16 protein-coding genes are annotated in these 17,053 nt (G+C 70.6%); 5 read left to right on the top strand and 11 right to left on the bottom strand.

The genetic code is table 11. From position 1 onward, the window contains the following. The first annotated feature begins 5 nt into the window (after positions 1 to 5). A complete protein-coding gene (locus OHS59_RS34690) occupies positions 6 to 881 on the top strand; it encodes an esterase/lipase family protein (RefSeq protein WP_328497296.1) in 876 nt (291 codons plus the stop codon). 94 nt (positions 882 to 975) lie between these two features. Here OHS59_RS34690 and OHS59_RS34695 read toward each other — a convergent pair whose 3' ends face one another. Beyond that, positions 976 to 2,022, bottom strand: a complete 1,047-nt coding sequence (locus OHS59_RS34695; protein WP_328497297.1) for a lytic polysaccharide monooxygenase auxiliary activity family 9 protein — start codon at positions 2,020 to 2,022, stop codon at positions 976 to 978. Between the two features lie 167 nt (positions 2,023 to 2,189). Here OHS59_RS34695 and OHS59_RS34700 point away from each other — a divergent pair, with 167 nt between their 5' ends. Beyond that, positions 2,190 to 2,654: a GNAT family N-acetyltransferase gene (locus OHS59_RS34700; RefSeq protein ID WP_328497298.1), complete on the top strand. Its 465-nt coding sequence runs from the start codon at positions 2,190 to 2,192 to the stop codon at positions 2,652 to 2,654. A gap of 88 nt (positions 2,655 to 2,742) precedes the next feature. Here the strand turns inward: OHS59_RS34700 and OHS59_RS34705 are convergent, their stop codons facing one another. After that, on the bottom strand, positions 2,743 to 2,877 hold the full coding sequence (locus OHS59_RS34705) for a hypothetical protein (protein ID WP_328497299.1): 135 nt from the start codon (positions 2,875 to 2,877) through the stop codon (positions 2,743 to 2,745). Positions 2,878 to 3,088: 211 nt separating this feature from the next. Between OHS59_RS34705 and OHS59_RS34710 the strand changes: the two genes are divergently transcribed. After that, positions 3,089 to 3,703 (top strand): class I SAM-dependent methyltransferase, encoded by a 615-nt coding sequence (locus OHS59_RS34710; protein ID WP_328497300.1) that lies wholly within the window; start codon positions 3,089 to 3,091, stop codon positions 3,701 to 3,703. Positions 3,704 to 3,741: 38 nt separating this feature from the next. Here the strand turns inward: OHS59_RS34710 and OHS59_RS34715 are convergent, their stop codons facing one another. Together OHS59_RS34715 and OHS59_RS34720 are read right to left on the bottom strand one after the other, a co-directional pair. After that, positions 3,742 to 4,260, bottom strand: a complete 519-nt coding sequence (locus tag OHS59_RS34715) for a DUF402 domain-containing protein (protein ID WP_328497301.1) — start codon at positions 4,258 to 4,260, stop codon at positions 3,742 to 3,744. Further along, a complete protein-coding gene (locus OHS59_RS34720) occupies positions 4,241 to 5,170 on the bottom strand; it encodes a GNAT family N-acetyltransferase (RefSeq protein ID WP_328497302.1) in 930 nt (309 codons plus the stop codon). Before OHS59_RS34720 ends, OHS59_RS34715 begins: the two co-directional genes overlap by 20 nt. 71 nt (positions 5,171 to 5,241) lie before the next feature. Here OHS59_RS34720 and OHS59_RS34725 point away from each other — a divergent pair, with 71 nt between their 5' ends. Beyond that, entirely contained in the window at positions 5,242 to 5,622 is a 381-nt protein-coding gene (locus OHS59_RS34725; RefSeq protein WP_328497303.1) for a GntR family transcriptional regulator, read from the top strand. A gap of 155 nt (positions 5,623 to 5,777) precedes the next feature. On the opposite strand, the gene OHS59_RS34730 is transcribed toward OHS59_RS34725, so the two are convergent. Next, the gene (locus tag OHS59_RS34730) at positions 5,778 to 6,872 is read right to left on the bottom strand and encodes a DUF5925 domain-containing protein (protein WP_328497304.1); all 1,095 of its coding nucleotides are present in this window, start codon (positions 6,870 to 6,872) and stop codon (positions 5,778 to 5,780) included. A gap of 142 nt (positions 6,873 to 7,014) precedes the next feature. Here OHS59_RS34730 and OHS59_RS34735 point away from each other — a divergent pair, with 142 nt between their 5' ends. Next, on the top strand, positions 7,015 to 8,433 hold the full coding sequence (locus OHS59_RS34735) for a GH39 family glycosyl hydrolase (RefSeq protein ID WP_328497305.1): 1,419 nt from the start codon (positions 7,015 to 7,017) through the stop codon (positions 8,431 to 8,433). A gap of 204 nt (positions 8,434 to 8,637) precedes the next feature. On the opposite strand, the gene OHS59_RS34740 is transcribed toward OHS59_RS34735, so the two are convergent. From OHS59_RS34740 to OHS59_RS34765, 6 genes are all read right to left on the bottom strand, one after another. Further along, the gene (locus tag OHS59_RS34740) at positions 8,638 to 12,537 is read right to left on the bottom strand and encodes a lipopolysaccharide biosynthesis protein (protein ID WP_328497306.1); all 3,900 of its coding nucleotides are present in this window, start codon (positions 12,535 to 12,537) and stop codon (positions 8,638 to 8,640) included. Beyond that, positions 12,530 to 13,339 carry a polysaccharide deacetylase family protein gene (locus tag OHS59_RS34745; protein ID WP_328497307.1) on the bottom strand — a complete coding sequence of 270 codons (810 nt, stop codon included), beginning with the start codon at positions 13,337 to 13,339 and terminating at the stop codon, positions 12,530 to 12,532. Before OHS59_RS34745 ends, OHS59_RS34740 begins: the two co-directional genes overlap by 8 nt. Then, positions 13,336 to 14,331 (bottom strand): glycosyltransferase family 2 protein, encoded by a 996-nt coding sequence (locus OHS59_RS34750; RefSeq protein ID WP_328497308.1) that lies wholly within the window; start codon positions 14,329 to 14,331, stop codon positions 13,336 to 13,338. The genes OHS59_RS34745 and OHS59_RS34750 overlap by 4 nt, the downstream gene beginning before the upstream one ends. Beyond that, complete coding sequence (locus OHS59_RS34755) at positions 14,328 to 15,182, bottom strand: glycosyltransferase family 2 protein (protein ID WP_328497309.1); 855 nt, start codon at positions 15,180 to 15,182, stop codon at positions 14,328 to 14,330. The genes OHS59_RS34750 and OHS59_RS34755 overlap by 4 nt, the downstream gene beginning before the upstream one ends. A 341-nt stretch (positions 15,183 to 15,523) precedes the next feature. Then, positions 15,524 to 16,645: a GNAT family N-acetyltransferase gene (locus OHS59_RS34760; RefSeq protein WP_328497310.1), complete on the bottom strand. Its 1,122-nt coding sequence runs from the start codon at positions 16,643 to 16,645 to the stop codon at positions 15,524 to 15,526. 1 nt (position 16,646) lies between these two features. Further along, on the bottom strand, positions 16,647 to 16,931 hold the full coding sequence (locus OHS59_RS34765; RefSeq protein ID WP_328497311.1) for a hypothetical protein: 285 nt from the start codon (positions 16,929 to 16,931) through the stop codon (positions 16,647 to 16,649). Between the last annotated feature and the right edge of the window lie 122 nt (positions 16,932 to 17,053).

A 17,053-nucleotide genomic window follows, 5' to 3' on the forward strand; every position in this document is an offset into this window, starting at 1 on the left:
ACCCGATGCTGCCCTGGAAGCACCTGCTCAGACCCCTGTCGGCGCTGCTGCTGGCCGCCGCGGTCACCATCGTCCCCGCCGCCACCGCCACCGCTGCCCCCGACCGTGCCGAAAGCGCCCCCAGCAGGGGCTGGAACGACTACTCCTGCAAGCCGTCCGCCGCACACCCGCACCCCGTCGTCCTCGTCCACGGCACCTTCGCCAACTCCGTCGACAACTGGCTGGGCCTCGCGCCCTACCTGGTGAACCGCGACTACTGCGTCTTCGCCCTCGACTACGGGCAGCTCCCCGGCGTACCCCTCGTCCACGGCCTCGGCCCCATCGACAAGTCGGCGGAACAGCTGAAGGTCTTCGTCGACAAGGTGCTCGCGGCGACCGGAGCGGCCGAGGCGGACCTCGTCGGCCACTCCCAGGGCGGAATGATGCCCCGCCACTACCTGAAGTTCCTCGGTGGCGCCGCCAAGGTGAACGCCCTCGTCGGCATCGCGCCCGACAACCACGGCACCACCCTGAACGGACTGGCCGGTCTGCTGCGGTACTTCCCCGCCGCGGGCGACCTGCTCTCGACGGCCACCCCGGCCCTCGCCGACCAGGTGGCCGGCTCCCCCTTCCTCACCAGGCTCAACGCGGGTGGCGACACCGTGCCGGGCGTCCGCTACACGGTCATCGCCACGCGGTACGACGAGGTCGTCACGCCGTACCGCTCGCAGTTCCTCGACGGCCCGAACGTACGCAACGTCCTGATCCAGGACCTGTGCGCACTCGACCTCTCCGAGCACGCGGCACTCGGGCTCGCCGACCGGATCGCCTTCCACGAGGTGGCGAACGCCCTGGACCCGTCCCACGCCACCCCCACGACCTGCCTGTCGGCGATCGGCTAGCGCCCCGAAGGACGCGGGGAACTGCGCGACCGGCCACGTCCGGCCCGCAGTTCCCGTACCGCCGAATCCCTTACGTCCCCTGCCTGCCGGCCCTCTACCGGCGGACGCCCGCCCGCCGGCGAACGGAGGCGAACATCGCCGCCGCGCCGATCGCCAGGGCCGCCGCCCCACCCACCGCGATGTACGCGGTCGAGTCGGACCCACCGGTCTCGGCGAGGTTCGCCGACTCCCCGGCGGGTTCGGCGTCACTGCCGGATCCACCGGCCGCCTCGGCCGCGTCGCCGGCTCCGGCTCCGGCGGTCTCCTCGGCCCCGGAGTCGGTGCCGGACTCCGAGTCCGACTTCGTGTCCGCGGCAGCCGTGACCGTGGCCTGCGTCTTCGGGTCGTCGTCACCGTGCCCCCCGTGCTCCACGGACGACTCGTCGGCACCGTCCGCGATCTCCTCGTCGGACGGCGCCGACGCGGCCGGGGCCGCCGAGGCCTCCGCACCCGCGCCGCCCTCGCCGAAGACGACGTCCGAGCAGGTGTAGAAGGCCTCGGGGGAATCCGAGCGCTGCCAGATCGAGTAGATGAGGTGACGGCCCGACTTGACCGGCACGACCCCACTGAAGACGTAGTCGCCGTTGCGCAACTGCGGGTCGGTGACCTTGAGGAACGGCTTCGACTCCAGGTCCGACCACTTCAGCGGCTTCGTCGGGTCGTACCCGTCCTTGGTGACGTACAGCTCGAACGAACCCTTGTGCGGGGCGGTCCCCTTGTAGCGGAAGGTGCGGTTGCCGGAGGTCAGCTGCGTGGCCGGCCAGTCGGCGCGGGCCAGGTCGAGGCCCTTGTACTTGTCGTTGGCGGCACTGCACAGCTTCCCGTCGGGGATGATCTGCTTCGACTTCCCGGCGGCGTTGGCGATGTTGACGCCGTTCCAGTCGTAGAGGGCCTGCGTGCCACTGGCCGCGACCGCGGCCTTGCAGGCGGCGGACTTCGGGTTCTCCGGTCCCTCCGCGAAGCAGGCCGCGACCCGGCTCACCGGGTCCGTCATCGAGCCGTGCGCGGCGGCGGGAGCGGCGGCGAGCGCGGTCAGGGCGAGCGGGGCGACGCCGACCGCGACGACGGTGGCGATGCGGGCGGCCTGGTGGCGAGCGGGCATGGGGGAACTCCTCGAAACGGATCTGGGGGTGCCTGTGATGCCTGGGGGCGATCAGCAAGCTAGCCCCTCGAAACCGCTGAATCGCCTGTTGGGAGCGGGTGGAGGCGATCCTTATGGTGCCGTTAAGGGAGTGCTGAGACTGGGCTCAGGTAGTTACCGTTCGAGCCATGACAGACAGTTCGCGGGAGACGGAGATCCGGCCGGCCGTCGCCGCCGACGTGGCCGCCGTGAAGGCCGTGACCGATGCGGCGTACCACCACTACATCGAGCGCATCGGGATCGTGCCGCAGCCCATGCGGGCGGACCACGCGGCCGAGGTCGCCGCCGGGCGGGTCTTCGTCACGGGGGAGCCCGTGGTCGGGCTCGTGGTGATCGAGGCGCGCGAGGACCATCTGTTCCTCGACAACATCGCCGTCCGCCCCGACGCCCATGGACAGGGCGTGGGACGGCGGCTGCTCGCCTTCGTGGACGCACACGCACGGGCTCTGGGCCTGCCCGAGGTCAGGCTCCGCACGCACGCCATGATGTGGGAGAACCAGCGGCTCTACCCCCGGTACGGGTACGAACTCGTGGAGCGCCGTGTGGACGGCCCCTACGACCGGCTCCACTACCGCAAGCGGCTCGCACCCTGAAAGCTCCCGTGGCTCCCGTGGCTTCCGCGATTCCCGTGACTCCCGCGATTCCCGAGGCCGCCCGGCGGTCTCATCCGCCTCACCCGCCTCATCCGTCCGGCCACCAGGTGCGATGGATGTCCTTGCGGACTTCCGGGCGCTCGGCCGGGACCTGGTCGGCCTCCTCCCGTACACGACGAGAGGACAGCTTCTTCAAGGGCTTCTGCACGGTTGTTCGGCGCATGGGGGCCTCCCTCACGGCTGGCTGCCGGGTTCCCCGTTCTCACGGCGGCAGACCATTTCCGGGAGGGTGACTCATCGGCGGCCGCTTGTCAGTGGCGGCTGTCACGTTTCACCTGTGAGTCCGCATGTCGGACATCTTGTCGGTTTGTACGAATGGCGGGGTCGGGGCGGGCGCCGATCCCGTTGTCAGTGGCGGGTGCCACTCTGAGTGCATGACGAGTAACAGCACTGGTGGAGAGCGGTCCGGCATCGACTGGGACGCGGAGTCCGACACCTTCGACGACGAGCCGGACCACGGGCTGCGGGACCCCGCCGTGCGCGAGGCATGGGCGGCCAGGCTGCGTGGCTGGCTGCCCCGCGGCCCGTCCGACGTGCTCGATCTGGGCTGCGGCACGGGGAGCCTGTCACTCCTCGCGTCCGAGGCGCGGCACCGGGTCACCGGGGTCGACCTCTCGCCCCGCATGGTCGCACTGGCCCGCGCCAAACTGGCCGGACGGGACGCCGCGTTCCTGGTCGGTGACGCGGCTGCCCCGCCCGTCGGGGAGCAGCGGTTCGACGTAGTCCTCGTCCGCCATGTGCTGTGGGCACTGCCCGAACCCGGCCGCGTCCTGCGGCACTGGCGCGGGTTGTTGCGCCCCGGCGGGCGGCTCGTCCTCATAGAGGGCGTCTGGGGGACGGTGAGCCCGGTCGGCATGTCCGCCGACCGGCTCACCGATCTGCTCGCGCCCCTCGCCGCGGACATCCGCGTGGAGCGGCTGTCGGACGACTCCCTGCTGTGGGGCCGGGAAGTGACGGACGAGCGCTATGCGGTGATCGCTGTGCCGTGAGAGGGGCCGGGAGGAGTCCGTGAGGGGGGTGGTGGGTCCTAGGTCAGCAGTGCCTCGAAGTCGCCTTCGTGGGCGATGCGTTCGAGCTCGTCCAGAGCGGCCCGGGCGGCGGACGCGGCCTGCGGGTCGGTGGTCTCCAGACCGCTTGCCGCGAACTCGTCCTCGTCCAGACGCACTACGGTCCTGCCGTCGGCGGAGCGCCACAGGTCCAGGTCGAGGTCCTCGCAGACCACCTCGCCCGGAGCGACGTCGGCCGGGCGGGCGATGTCGCAGTACCAGCCCTTGAGCGCGCCCTCGGAGGTGCGGACCTCCTTCACCGAGTACCAGCGGTCCCGCCAGTAGTGCTCGGTGAAGACGTCGCCCGGCTCGAAGCGCACGAAGCCGAAGTCGCGGACGCCGGCCCCTGCCCAGGCCGCGCGGACGACGACGTGCGTCCCGTCGTCGTGGAGCAGGTCGGCCGGATACCGGATCTTCGTACGGCCCGCCTTGACCAGGACGACGTCCACGGTCTTCGGGGCCTCGAACCGGCCCGAGGGATCAGCCGAGTTCACGGACATGCTGTACCTCCGTGGCGCAGATCTCGTAACCGAACCACTTGTTGATGGCCAGCATCGGTCCGTTGCCGGAGTCGTTGCCGGTGAACGCCTCCGTGAAGCCGGCGGCGCGGGCGCGGAGCAGGGAGTCGCTCTTGGCGAGCTTGGCGAGGCCACGTCCCCGGTGGGCGCGGGCCGTGCCGGTCATCACCGTGCCGTAGCGGGTGCCACCGTCGGTACGGGCGGCGCTGAACGCGGCGGGCCGGCCGTCGACGACCGCGACGGAGGTCAGCTCATGACTGAGGAGCGGGTGGTGCCAGGTCTCCTTCAGCCACGCCTCGTAGTCGGTGAACTCGTGGGCGATGTCGCTCGGTTCGTCCGCGAGCGTCTCCGCGTCCAGCTCGAAGAGGGGGCGCGGGTCGTCGGCGAAGTCCGCGGCCGTGCGCAGTTCGACACCTACGGGCGGCTCCGGGCGCGACGGCAGGGGAGCGTTCGCCAGGTCGAGACGGAGGAAGTGCGCCGAGCGGCTCGCGCCGTAGCCGCGCCGCTCGGCGAAGGCACGGTTCGCGGGCTCGTCGAGCACCCAGGCGAAGAGCTTCTGCGCGGACACCTCGGCGAGATGCTCCTCGGCGGCCCGTACGAGCAGCGAGCCGGCGCCGCGGCCCCGGCGCTCCGGGTGCACGTACACGTTCAGATAGCCCTGGCCCGGCTGCGGGCTGTCGTACACGACACCCGTGTTGGCCGTGCCGATGAGCTCCCCGTCCTCCTCCGCGACCAGCGGACGGAAGTGCGCGTCGGGGTGTGCGTGTGCGACGTCGTGGAGGACGGACTCCGCAGTGGAGAGCATGTAGGGGAGCGCCAGACGCCGGATGCGGGAGAAGCCCTCGGCGTCCCCGGCATCCTGGATTCGGAAGTCGCGGACGATCACAGTCATGGAATCGGACGCTACGCGCGAGGTGTGGCAGGGCGCCTCTCATTTTCCGGCCGGTGCGGGACAATCACCGGGTGACGCTGAAGATCGACATCGATGACGGTACGGGGATCGCGCCCTACGAACAGGTACGCGCCCAGATCTCCGAGCAGGCGAGGGCCGGGGCACTGCCCGTGGGGTACCGGCTGCCGACCGTGCGGGGGCTGGCCGAGGAGCTCGGCCTCGCCGCCAACACGGTCGCCAAGGCGTACCGGGCGCTTGAGTCGGACGGGGTCATCGAGACGCGGGGGCGCAACGGCACGCTCGTCGCCGCCGCGGGCTCGGCGGCCGACCGGGAAGCCGCGTCGGCCGCGCAGACCTACGCCGAGCGCGCGCGGCGGCTCGGGTTGTCCGAGGCCGCGGCGCTCGACGCCGTCCGGGACGCGCTGCGCGCGGCTTACGGGGAATCGGGCTGAGGTTGGGGCGCGACCGCCGTGCCCCACCTGGTGCCCCGCCACCGTGGCCGGATGCCGGATGCCGGATGCCGTACGGCACAGATCGGGCGGGGGTGGATTCGGCACCGCCGGGATGCGCCGCGGTGGTGGCTCGCCGTCGCGGCGGAGACCGGCGGCTACAGGTACAGGCCCGCGTCCGTGCCCTCTCGTTGGCCCGGGACCGAGGTCGGTGTGGTGCCCCGGCGCAGGGCGTACAGCTCGGCCAGGGTCGCGCCGTCGCGGCCCAGGCCCTCCTCCGTGCCGAGCCAGGCCGTGGACTCGCGGCGGGTGAGGGGGCCGACCTCGATACGGGCGAGGCAGCGGCCGGGGCGGACCACCGCGGGGTGCAGGCGCTCCAGGTCCTCGTTGGTCGTGACCCCCACCAGGACGTTGCGGCCCTGACCGAGCAGGCCGTCCGTGAGGTTGAGCAGCCGTGAGAGCGCCTGCCCCGCCGTGTGCTTGGCCTCGCCGCGGATCAGCTCGTCGCAGTCCTCCAGGAGGAGCAGCCGCCAACGCCCCTTCCCCGGGCCGTCCTCCTCGCCGATGGCGATGTCCATCAGATATCCGACGTCGGAGAACAGCCGCTCCGGGTCCAGGACGCAGTCCACCTGGCACCAGTCCCGCCACGAGCGCGCCAGCGTACGCAGCGCCGAGGTCTTGCCCGTGCCCGGCGGACCGTGCAGCAACAGCAGCCGGCCCGCGATGTCCTCGGGCGTGATCTTCATCAGGCCGTCCATGGCGTCCGCCACCGGCGCCGTGTAGTTGGCGCGCACCTCTTCCCACGTACCCGCCGAGATCTGCCGGGTCGTGCGGTGCGGACCGCGCCGCGGCGACACGTACCAGAACCCCATGGCCACGTTCTCCGGCTGCGGTTCGGGCTCGTCGGCCGCGCCGTCCGTGACCTGGCCGAGGACCTTCTCGGCGAGCTCCTCGCTGGTCGCGGTGATCGTCACGTCCGCGCCGCGGTTCCAGCGCGACACGAGCAGCGTCCAGCCGTCGCCCTCCGCGAGCGTCGCGCTGCGATCACCGTCACGGGCGGAGCGCAACACCCGGGCGCCGGGCGGGAGAAGGGAGAGCCCGGACCGTACGCGTTCGATGTTCACCGCGTGTGAATGCGGCTGTTCGCCCGTCACGAAGCGGCCGAGGAACAGCGCGTCGATGACGTCCGACGGTGAGTCGCTGTCGTCGACGTTGAGCCGGATCGGCAGAGCGTCGTGTGGGTTCGCAGACATGCCGACATGATCCGCCACACGGACGTCCCGTGCATCCGGTTTCCGCGGTGCGTCCGCGGGCGCCCTTGGGCGCCCCCTGTTACAGGGCTGTGGGGAACGGAAGCTGTTCCGCCGCCGACGTGCGCGGTTACTGTTGCCCTTGATGGCACGTCATGGGTGGAAATCGGGGGCTCGGCGGTGGCGCTTCACCGCTCTGCTCGGCGTGGGCGTGGCCGCTCTGGCCCTGGTGCTGACCCTGATCCACACCCTGCCCGGCAGCGCGGGAAGCGAGGCGGGCACCACTCGCGACGGCGACAAGGTGCACGGCACGCCGTCCGTCCCGCCGTCGGCGAAACCGGAGGTGGGCTGGGGTTTCACCCACACCCAGTTCAGCGCCGACGAGGGCAGCGAGGCCGCCACGAAGCGGGTGGAGCGGCGCCTCGGCGAGCAGTCCCCGCCGCAGATCCAGCACATCATGGGCTGGGGCGCGGACAACCCCGAGCCGGTCAAGGGGCGTTACGACTTCGAGGACATGGACCGCCGGATCGACTTCGTCCGCGAGACGGGCGGCACGCCGGTCGTCACGCTGTGCTGCGCGCCGGACTGGATGAAGGGCGGCAAACCCGGCTCCGACAGGACCGACTGGAGCCAGGCGGCCCTGGAGACGGCCCCGGACCGGGCCCACTACAAGGACTACGCCGCGCTCGCCGTGACCGTCGCCAAGCGCTATCCGGACGTACGGCACTTCATTGTGTGGAACGAGTTCAAGGGCTTCTGGAACGACACCGAGGCCCGCTGGGACTACGAGGGCTACACCGAGCTGTACAACCTCGTCTACCGGGCGCTCAAGAAGGTCGACAAGGACATCGAGGTCGGCGGGCCGTATCTGGTGATGGACAGCGTCGACCCGCGTCAGAAGGAAGACGCCTCGCCGACGCTCAAGGGCCGTTGGGGGGCGCTGGACCAGCGGGTCCTCGACGCCTTCGACTACTGGAACAAGAACAAGGCGGGCGCGGACTTCGTCGTCGTCGACGGGTCCAGTTACACCAAGGACGACGATCTGCTGCCGGACGAGTTCGCGGCGACCGAGAAGTTCACGGCCGTGAGCCGGTGGGTCCGGGCGCGGACCGGTGACCTGCCCCTGTGGTGGGCCGAGTACTACGTGGAGCCGGCGGACCGGGACGATGTCCGGGACGGCTGGAGCGAGGCGCACCGGGTCGCCGTGCATGCCTCCGGGCTGATCGCGATGGCCCGTGGGGGGACCACCTCCGCCTTCTACTGGAATCCCGAGACGGAGAAGGGGGCGGGGTGTCCGGGGTGTCTGTGGACGCCGACCGACCGGGGCTCGGGGGGAGAGCCGTTGCCGATGCTCGGCCTGCTCTCGCGGTTCGGGGCGGAGTTTCCTCCCGGGACGGAGTATGAGGCGGTGTCCGTTGCCGCGGACGACCGGGCGAATGTGCGGGTTCTTGCCGATGAGCGGGTTGTTCTTGTTGTGAACACGTTGGGTCGCTCCATCAGTGCGGAGGTTGATGGGAAGCGGTTCCCCATGGGGGCGTATGAAGTGAAGTGGGTTCGTCGGTAGGGCGGGCGGGGTGGTGGTCGGGGGCGGGTCCGGTGGGGGCTTGTTGCGCCGTTCCCCGCGCCCCCAAGAGCTTGCGCCGTTCCCCGCCCCCCCCGAAAAAGCCTGCGCCGTTCCCCGCGCCCCTAAAGGCGAAAAGCCGCAAGACTGCGCCGTTCCCCGCGCCCCCAAGAACGGGGCGCGGGGAACGGCGCAGTCAGCTCGGCCTCAGGCCATTGTCAGGAATCTTTGGATCAGGGAGGCCAGGAGGACTGCCAGCAGGGGTAGGGAGAACCAGAAGCTGCCCTGCAGCCACTGGAGTTGGCGGACACCGGGGCGGGTGGCCACCCGGACCACCTCGCGGGTCGTGAGCAGAACGATCAGGGCGACCGCCGCGAGCGCTCCGACCACAGACCACGGAGTCCAGGTCACCTGCGGCCCGATCGGCCCGGGATCGGGCTTGGGGACCTTGCCGCTCGGCTGCTGGCGCAGGGCGTACAGGGTCACGTCCTCGTTGACGAAGACCTTGCGGAGCTCCTGCCGGGCGTCGAGGTTGCGGATGAGCCGGTACTCCCACGTCCTGGAGTAGCCGATGTCCAGTTGCAGGTAGGTCACCTGGCTGCGGTTGATCATGAGGTACGAGTTCGGGCCCACGTCCCTCAACGACTTGACCAGGCTCGACACCAGCACGGGGTCGGCGGGCGCGAGCGTCGGTACGTAGTTCACCTTCTCCATGTCCCGCGTGCCCCACGGCATCGCGGGCGTCACGTTGTTCACCGTGTCGTTGCTCAGCCACAGCACCCGTGTCGTCGGTTTGTCGTGGGCGTACACGTACTCCATGGCGGCGACCTCGCCCGGCCTGATCCGCTCGAACGGCTCGTTGCCCCAGCGGGCCACCAGGAAGCCGCCCATCAGGACGAGGCCCGCCATCAGGGCGGCGAGCGGTGCGAGGCTCACCCGGTCCTTGTCCCGCTCCTTCGCGGTGACACCGGTGCGCGGGAAGAGCGCGAGTCCGGCGAGCAGGGCCGCGCCCGGCAGGGCGAACATGAAGACGCGCAGCGCCATCTCGCCGCCGTACGACTGCATGCCGAAGCCGAGGAACGGGACGAAGGTCAGAACGAGCAGCGACCGTTCGCGGTACTTGTGGTCACGCCGTCGCCACCAGCCCCAGCACGCCAGCGCCAGCACACCGCCGGCCAGTGCCACGCGCGCGTAGAGGACCAGCTTGTGGGACGAACTGCCTTCGCCGATACGGCCGGAGACCGAGGAGGAGACGTTGTCGCCGACTCCGCCCACGCCGCCGAACAGTTCACTGAAGTGACCCGACCAGTACGGCTCGGCGAGGAAGCCGATCCACACGCTGACCACGACGGCGAACAGGATGGGCAGGCCCCGGAGTTCGGAACGGCCGACCATGACGAGGACCGCGAGAACGCCCAGCATCACGAACGGCGTCAGCTGGTGGGCCGGCACGGTCGCCATGAACAGACCTACCAACACCATGAGCAGCACGGCCCGTTGGCGCCGGTCGGTCGGCTCGACCTCCAGCTCGCCGGGCCGCATCCTCGTCCACAGCACGCGCGGCGCCCGGAACCACACCAGGAGGATCGCCACGAAGACGAGATAGAGGAGATACGTGAAGCCCTGGGGGGAGAAGTAGTCCTGGCCCACCCAGCCGCTGAGCACGAAGATCCAGATGCCGGTCCACTGGGCGCGCCAGCTCGCCCGCATATGGCGGACGAGCAGGAACAGCGGCGCCAGATAAAGGAGTTGCATCGCCGTCGGCCACCAGCGGATGACCTCGGTGAGGTCCTCGACCCCGCAGGCCTTCGAGATAAACGCGGCCGCCGCGAAGAAGCCCGGCCAGCTCCAGCGCGCGTCGAGGTCGGGCACGGCCGAGCCGGTCCGGTCGATGTAGTCGATGAACCCGAGGTGCTGCCAGGCCGTCGCGAACCGCGGCTCGGTCTCGATCACGGCGGGCAGCGCGTGCAGCGACACCACGGTGGCCAGCAGGGTCACCATGAGCAGGCCCTTGTGCTCGCGGCCGAGCCAGAGCAGCGAGGCGAACACCAGGACCAGCAGTCCGGCCCCGACCAGGGTCGGTGTCGGCAGGACGGAGATCAGGCCGAGCCCGCCCATCCGGTCGAGATCGCGCTCCCCGAGCCCGGACGCCGGCACCCAGTACAGGACGAGCGCGGCCGTCAGCAGGCAGCCGAGCAGCACTCCGAGGCGGGTCGGCCGCAGCCGCTCCCACCCGGTCAGCGGCACCGGCGCCTCGGGCTCGTCCGCCTCCCGTACGGCCCCGGACGCGCCGCTCGTGCCGGACGCGCCCCCTTCGCGTATGCCCTCCGGCTCCCCGGCGGCCCTGCCGATCGGTGACTCGAACGGCGCGTCCACCTCGATCTCGGACGGGCTGAGGGAGGTCTCCGAACCCGGTTCCCGCTTCTCGACGGGCAGGCCCAACTCCACGCGTGAAGAGGGCAGTTGCTGGGGCGCCTTCAGCGCCCAGGTCGGCCGGTGGTCCGGCCGGGGCTTCGAGGGGCGGCTCGGCCGGTCGACCGCGGGCGTCCCGGTGGGCGGTGTGCCCGGACCGGGCCGTACGTCCGGCCGTCGCTCCAGGTGGTCGAAGTCGAGCTGGACACCGAGCGCGAGGGTGTCCGTGTCGAGGCGTTGCGCCCAGGCCGGGCCACGCCCCTTCCGCGGCTCGCTCTCCTTCGCCGCGGGCGCCTCGCGGGAGCCGAGGTCCGCCAGGTCTCCGTCGGGTGCCGTGTCCCGGGGAGCGTCCTCGGGTGTCGCGGTCCTGACGATCCGGTACAGCCTGGGAGCGGCGAGCGCCACGATCACCGCGAGGCTGGAGATCTCCGCGACGCCCGCGCCGGTCAGTCCCATCCGGGGCAGCAGGATCACCGTGAGGCCGAGCACCAGCACGCACAACAGGCCCTGCAGCCAGGCGAGTCCGGCGGTGCGGCTCTGGGCGCGCAGCACCGCGAAGTACGTCTCCATGACGACCCGCAGCACCGCGCCGACCGCGAACCAGCGCAGCAGCGGCGTCGCCGCGTCCGCGTAACCCTGGCCGAACACACCGAGGATCCAGGGCGCCCCGAAGAACAGCACCCCGGCCACCGGCAGCATGATCCGTGCCATCCGGCGCAGCGCCGCCCGGGTGTTCGCGGCGAGCCGCGCCGGGTCGTGCGAACCCTCGACGGTCAGCGAGGCGCCCATGTTGATGGCGAGCAGGTTGACCGTGCCGCCGATCGTGGTGGTGATGTAGAAGTAGGCGTTGTCGGCCGAGGTGACCTGCGAGGCGACGATCACCGGGACGAGGTACACCACGGCGAGCGAGAACAGCGAGCCGGTGTAGTCGCCCGCGAGGAACCGCCCGATCTCCTTCACGGTGGGCGCTTCCGCGTCGTCCGGCGTCGCCTTCACATGCCGTGGCACCAGGCGCCGGAACACCAGCCAGCCCAGCGGCAGCACGGACACCGCGATGGCCGCGACCCACGACACGAAGACGCCCATGGTCGGGATCGCCGAGGCGAACGCCACGAGCAGCGCCAGCTTCACCGCCGAGAACACGGTGTTGCCGACGGGCACCCACAGCGCGCTCCGCAGCCCGGTCAGCACGCCGTCCTGGAGCGTCAGCACCGACCAGGCGACGACGGAGAGGACGAAACAGAGCCCGATGAGCGGGTCGTGCAGGAACCGGTACGACGATCCCCAGAACCCCAGCGTGAGCAGGAAGACGCCCGCGGCCAGCGCCACGACAACCGAACTGCCCGCGTAGGTACGGAAGATGAGCCGGCCAGTGCCACGCCCGGCCACCGGGATGAACCGGGCGAGCGCACCCGTCAGCGTCACCGCGGTGAGGCCCGCGAGGAGTTTCATCGCGGCGATCGCGGCGGAGCCCTGCCCGACCGCCGACTCGGAGTAGTACCGGGCGGCGGCCAGCCAGAATCCGAGCCCCAGAACGGCGGAGATGCCCGTGTTGAGCATCAGGGCATAGGCGTTCCGGAACAGCGGGCTGCCTCCGGAGGACCTGCCCAGCCGGGGCAGGCGCAGGCGCCGCCCGGACTGTTCGGGTGGATCGGGCGCGGGGGTGTCGGCTTCGGCCGTGGTCGTGTCAGACACGGGAACGGATGGCCTTCCGGCGAACCTGTCGTGCTCTGCGGACCATGGCGTACCCCTTGGTGAGGGCACGGTCCCTGGCGAAGGTACGAGCGATCGCGCGGCCCTCGACGAGCCGCTCGAACTCCTCGATCCCGGTGCTGCGGCGCACGGTGACCCGCCGCAGCGCGTACGGTCCCTGACGGCGGCGCGCGAGAGCGTTGCCCACGGCGAGCGACTGGGCGAAGCCCGCCTCGCGCACGGCCCGGCGCACCCGCCGGCTGGAGTAGCCGTACGGGTACGCGAACGAATCCGGGCGCACGCCCAGTTCGTCGGAGACGATCTCCCGGCAGCGCCGCACTTCGAACCGCAGTGCGTCGTCGCTCAGTTGGTCCAGCTGCGGATGGGTGTGGCTGTGGCCGCCGATCTCCACGCCCGTGGCCGCGAGTTCGCGCACCTGGTCCCAGTCGAGCATCTCGTCGAGGCCGCCCCCGGTGTCGTACTCCCCGCGCAGCCAGCCGGTCGACACGAACAGCGTGGCCGCGAAGCCGTGCCGGGAGAGCACGGGCAGGGCGTGCCGGTGCACGCCCGCGTAGCCGTCGTCGAAGGTGATCAGTACGGGTCGGTCGGGAAGCGGGCCCGAGGTGCGCCAACTCCGCGCCAGATCAGCCGTGTCGACCGGCGTGAAGCCCGAGCCGCTCAACACCGCCATCTGTTCGTGGAACGCCTCGGGTGTCACGGACAGGGCGCGGGTGGCGTCGTTCGGCATCTTGGACACCGCGTGGTACATGAGGATCGGCACGCGTGGCTCGCGTGATCCGCTCATCGGTCGGCCTCCTCGATCCGGACGACCGGGGCCACCGAGAACGCAGCCCCGTCCCTGCGCGCCCGGAGGCTCCCGAGTACGTACCCGCCCGCCGCCGTCGCCACTCCGGCGACGATGGCGGCGGCCCGGCCCGCGCCGCCGGGGCGCGCGAGCAGCGCGTCGCGCAGTCCGCGCGCGACTCCGGCGGGCAGCACCCGCGTGGCGTAGCGGCGCTCCGACTCAAGTCCCTTGTCCGCGCCGACACTCCGGGCGACCAGGGCCTTCGACAGACCTTCGGCGTACGTCCGGGTGCGGAAGTACGCGAAGTGCTCGCGTGCCTCGGGCACCCGGTGGTGGATCACCGCGCGGTCGTCGATCAGCAGGACGGCGTCGGGCCGGGCGCGGGTGAGCCGGATGCACAGCTCCGTCTCCTCGCAGCCCAGCGGACGCTTGTCGCCGTCGCGCCCGATACCGGTCGCGAAACCGCCCGCCGCGTCGAAGGCCGTGCGGCGGAACGAGGCGTTGCCGCCGAGTACGTTGCGCACCCGGACCCGGCCGGGCGGCAGCCCCTTGTACGTGCAGCCCACGACCCAGTCGAACTCCGCCGGGAACCAGGCGGGCCGGCGCCCCGACGCCCAGATCGGCATCGTCCGGCCGCCGACCGCCATCACGAGCGGGTCCGCGTACCCCTCGGCGAAGTGGCGGAGCCAGTCGCGCTCGGCCACCGCGTCGTCGTCGAGGAAGGCGATGACGTCGCCGCGGGAGGCCGCGATGCCGGTGTTGCGGCCCGCGGACAGGCCGCGGGGGCCCGCGTTGGCGAGCACCCGCACCTCCTCCGTCTCCTTGTACTCCTTCGACAGCCGGTCCAGGAGCGCCTGGTTGTGGTCCACGACCAGCAGGGTCTCCCGGGCGGGCCGGGACTGCGTCCGCACCGAGGCGACCGCCGCGAGAATGTCCTCCCAGCGGTCCTCGGTGTAGACGCAGACGACCACTGAGAAGTCCGGAGTGCTCAAGACACCTCTCCCGGACCGGAGCCGAGCACCACGGAGTGCGGACGGCGGCGCAGGGAGCGCCGGTTGGAACGCTCCTTGAGGATCACCTTGAGCACCCGCAGCCCGTCACGTACGGCCCGCAGGTTGCTCGCGCCGTGGATGCGGACGTACTCGTGGCTCGGTATCTCCTGGACCTTGAGCCCGGCCTTGACCACCCGGATGTTCATCAGGGTCTCCACCTCGAAGCCCGTGCAGTCGAGGTCGATCTTGTCCAGGCAGTGCCGCCAGAAGGCGTTGTATCCGTAGCAGAGATCGGTGTAGCGGGCGCCGAACTTGCGGTTGACGACCGTGCACAGTGCCCAGTTGCCGAGCTTTCTGATCGGCGTCATGTCGTCCGTGCCGCCGCCGTTGGCGAACCGCGAACCCTTCGCGAAGTCCGCCCCGGAGACCAGCGCGGAGACGTAACTGACGATCTCGTGACCGTCGGCCGAGCCGTCCGCGTCGACCATGACGATGATGTCGCCGGTGCACGCCTCGAAACCGGTGATCAGGGCGTCGCCCTTGCCTTTGCCGAGCTGCTTGACGACCTTGACGTCGGGCCACAGCTCGCGGGCCACCGCCACGGTGTCGTCGGTGGAATTGCCGTCGACGAGAACCACTTCGTGAATCCACTGCGGAAGCGTCTTGAAGACGAACGGGAGATTCTCCGCCTCGTTCATGGCAGGAATCACGATGCTCACCGGAGGCGTTATGGCCAGGTGAGTCGATATGGGCCGGTACTTACCGGCTGTTGTCTGATCTTGAATGTGACCTTGGATCTGGCCTTGAATCTGATCTTGTCCCGAAACTGCCGGGCGCAGAAAAGAAGTCATTGAGTCTGGTCCCTCTCGTCCGGTGGACCGCCCGCCCCACGGGCGGTCCGGTTCTTTGTCCGGTTCGAAAGGGGGGTTTCTCACTTACGGCATGCCGAAATAGATCTCCGTCCACGCCGGGTGAGCTGGCATAACTGGCCGACTGTCTGGGTCGGTCTCGCGGCACGGCTCGGCACAACTGCGGTCACCGAGCACGGCACCCCCCTACCGCGCCCCGCACCGGGCCCTCGTCGCGATCTTGAGCCCTCCCCTAGATCGCATGTGCGCTGATGGACCGATGCGGGTGAGATGTACGACGGTATTGATGATTGAGACGCTATGGCAAGACCTGGAACATGGCCTCACGTTTTTGTTGGTTTGGCCGTTACTTGACCGCTCGAACGGATTTTCCCCATCCGTTTGAGCATCTTGTCGGCCGGCTCGAACAACTCCGGCCTCCCCAGCACCGCATTACGCAGAGCCCGGACGGGGGCGCGTCGCGCCCGGTGCCCGAACGCCACGGGATGGCGGCGCGCAACCCACCCTTCGGACACGGTGAGTTCCCGTGTCTTCAGGGAGTCCTTGTATTCCTTCTGGCCCCGGCCGAGATCCAGATAGGCGATGCCGTCGGCGGCAGCCGCCTCCGCCATGCGCAAATGCAGGATCAGGCCGGGGGAGTATTTCGAGAACGCCGGGTCGTACGCGGGGAACCAGCACGCCAGTACCCGCTCGGAGCGCAGTCCGAAGTGGGCGGCGATCGGCTGCCCGCCCGCGTAGAGCACCGACAGGAGTCCGGCGAACGAATCGGAACGGCTGTGGAAGAGCTGATGGGCCAGTTCGGCGATCCAGCTGTGCGCGAAGCGGTCGCTGCGGCCGGTCCTGCGGTACTGCGCCGACTTCCACCGCATCAGCGTGCGCAGCACCTCGGGGTCGCGCTCGTCGTGCACGTACCGCACGTCCGCGTGGTCGCGGCCCAGCTTGCGCTCCTTGGCGAGCGTGGTCCGGGTGAACTTCGGTGACCGCGCGCGCAGTTGGGTCAGATAGGCCTCGTAGCCGCGGTCGATGTCGATGACCGGCGAGGGGAAGCTGCCGGAGGCTCCCGCCTCGAACGGCGCCTGGCCTCCCGCCAGGTGGTCGAACTCCCACACGGAGAGCCCGCAGGCCCGCAGCATTTCGCGGGCGTCCCAGGTGAAGCCGGGCCGGTGGACCAGGCCCTGGCAGTCCGAGATCCCCAGGCCGACGGCCCGGCCGACGCCGGCGGCGGTCGTGTGGAAGGGGAAGAACGCGGCGGGCTCGCCGTCCTCCCTGACGACCGCGATCCGTACGCCGCGGCGGCAGCGGCCCACGGCGAGGGTGAACTCGGGTGACAGGAACGGGTTCGCCAGTTCGGGTGTGTCGTGCAGGTGGGCCTTCGCCTGGAAGGCCGTCCACGCCGACCGGTCGGCGGAGGTCAGTTCACCGGGGCGATACACGCTGATGTCCACGTCAGGAAGCCCGTCTTCTCACCGTACGGCCGCGCAGCCGCCGTACCAGGACCAGCAGGAGAGTGAGCGAACTGAGTGCGGCCACGGCCGCGATTCCGCCAGGGACCGACCAACGGTGCACCGCGAGCATGCCCTGGGCGACCAGGAGATTGACAGCTACCGCTGCCGATATGGACGCAAGGACGCGGCCGAACGGTTCCAGGTTCCGCAGGGCGGTCGCTACGGCGGCGGCGGGCGCGGCCAGCAGGAAGAAGAGCGTGAACGGGGCGCGCAGGGGGGAGTCCACGTTGACGAGCGCCAGTACGGCGCCGACGCCGGCGATCGTTGTGGCGGCCCCTGCGAGCAGTGGCAGCAGGTCTTTCCCCGGAGACTGCCGTGACCGCTCGGCGCCGTCCGCTGTGGGTGGGT

Source organism: Streptomyces sp. NBC_00414, assembly GCF_036038375.1.
Taxonomy (GTDB): domain Bacteria; phylum Actinomycetota; class Actinomycetes; order Streptomycetales; family Streptomycetaceae; genus Streptomyces.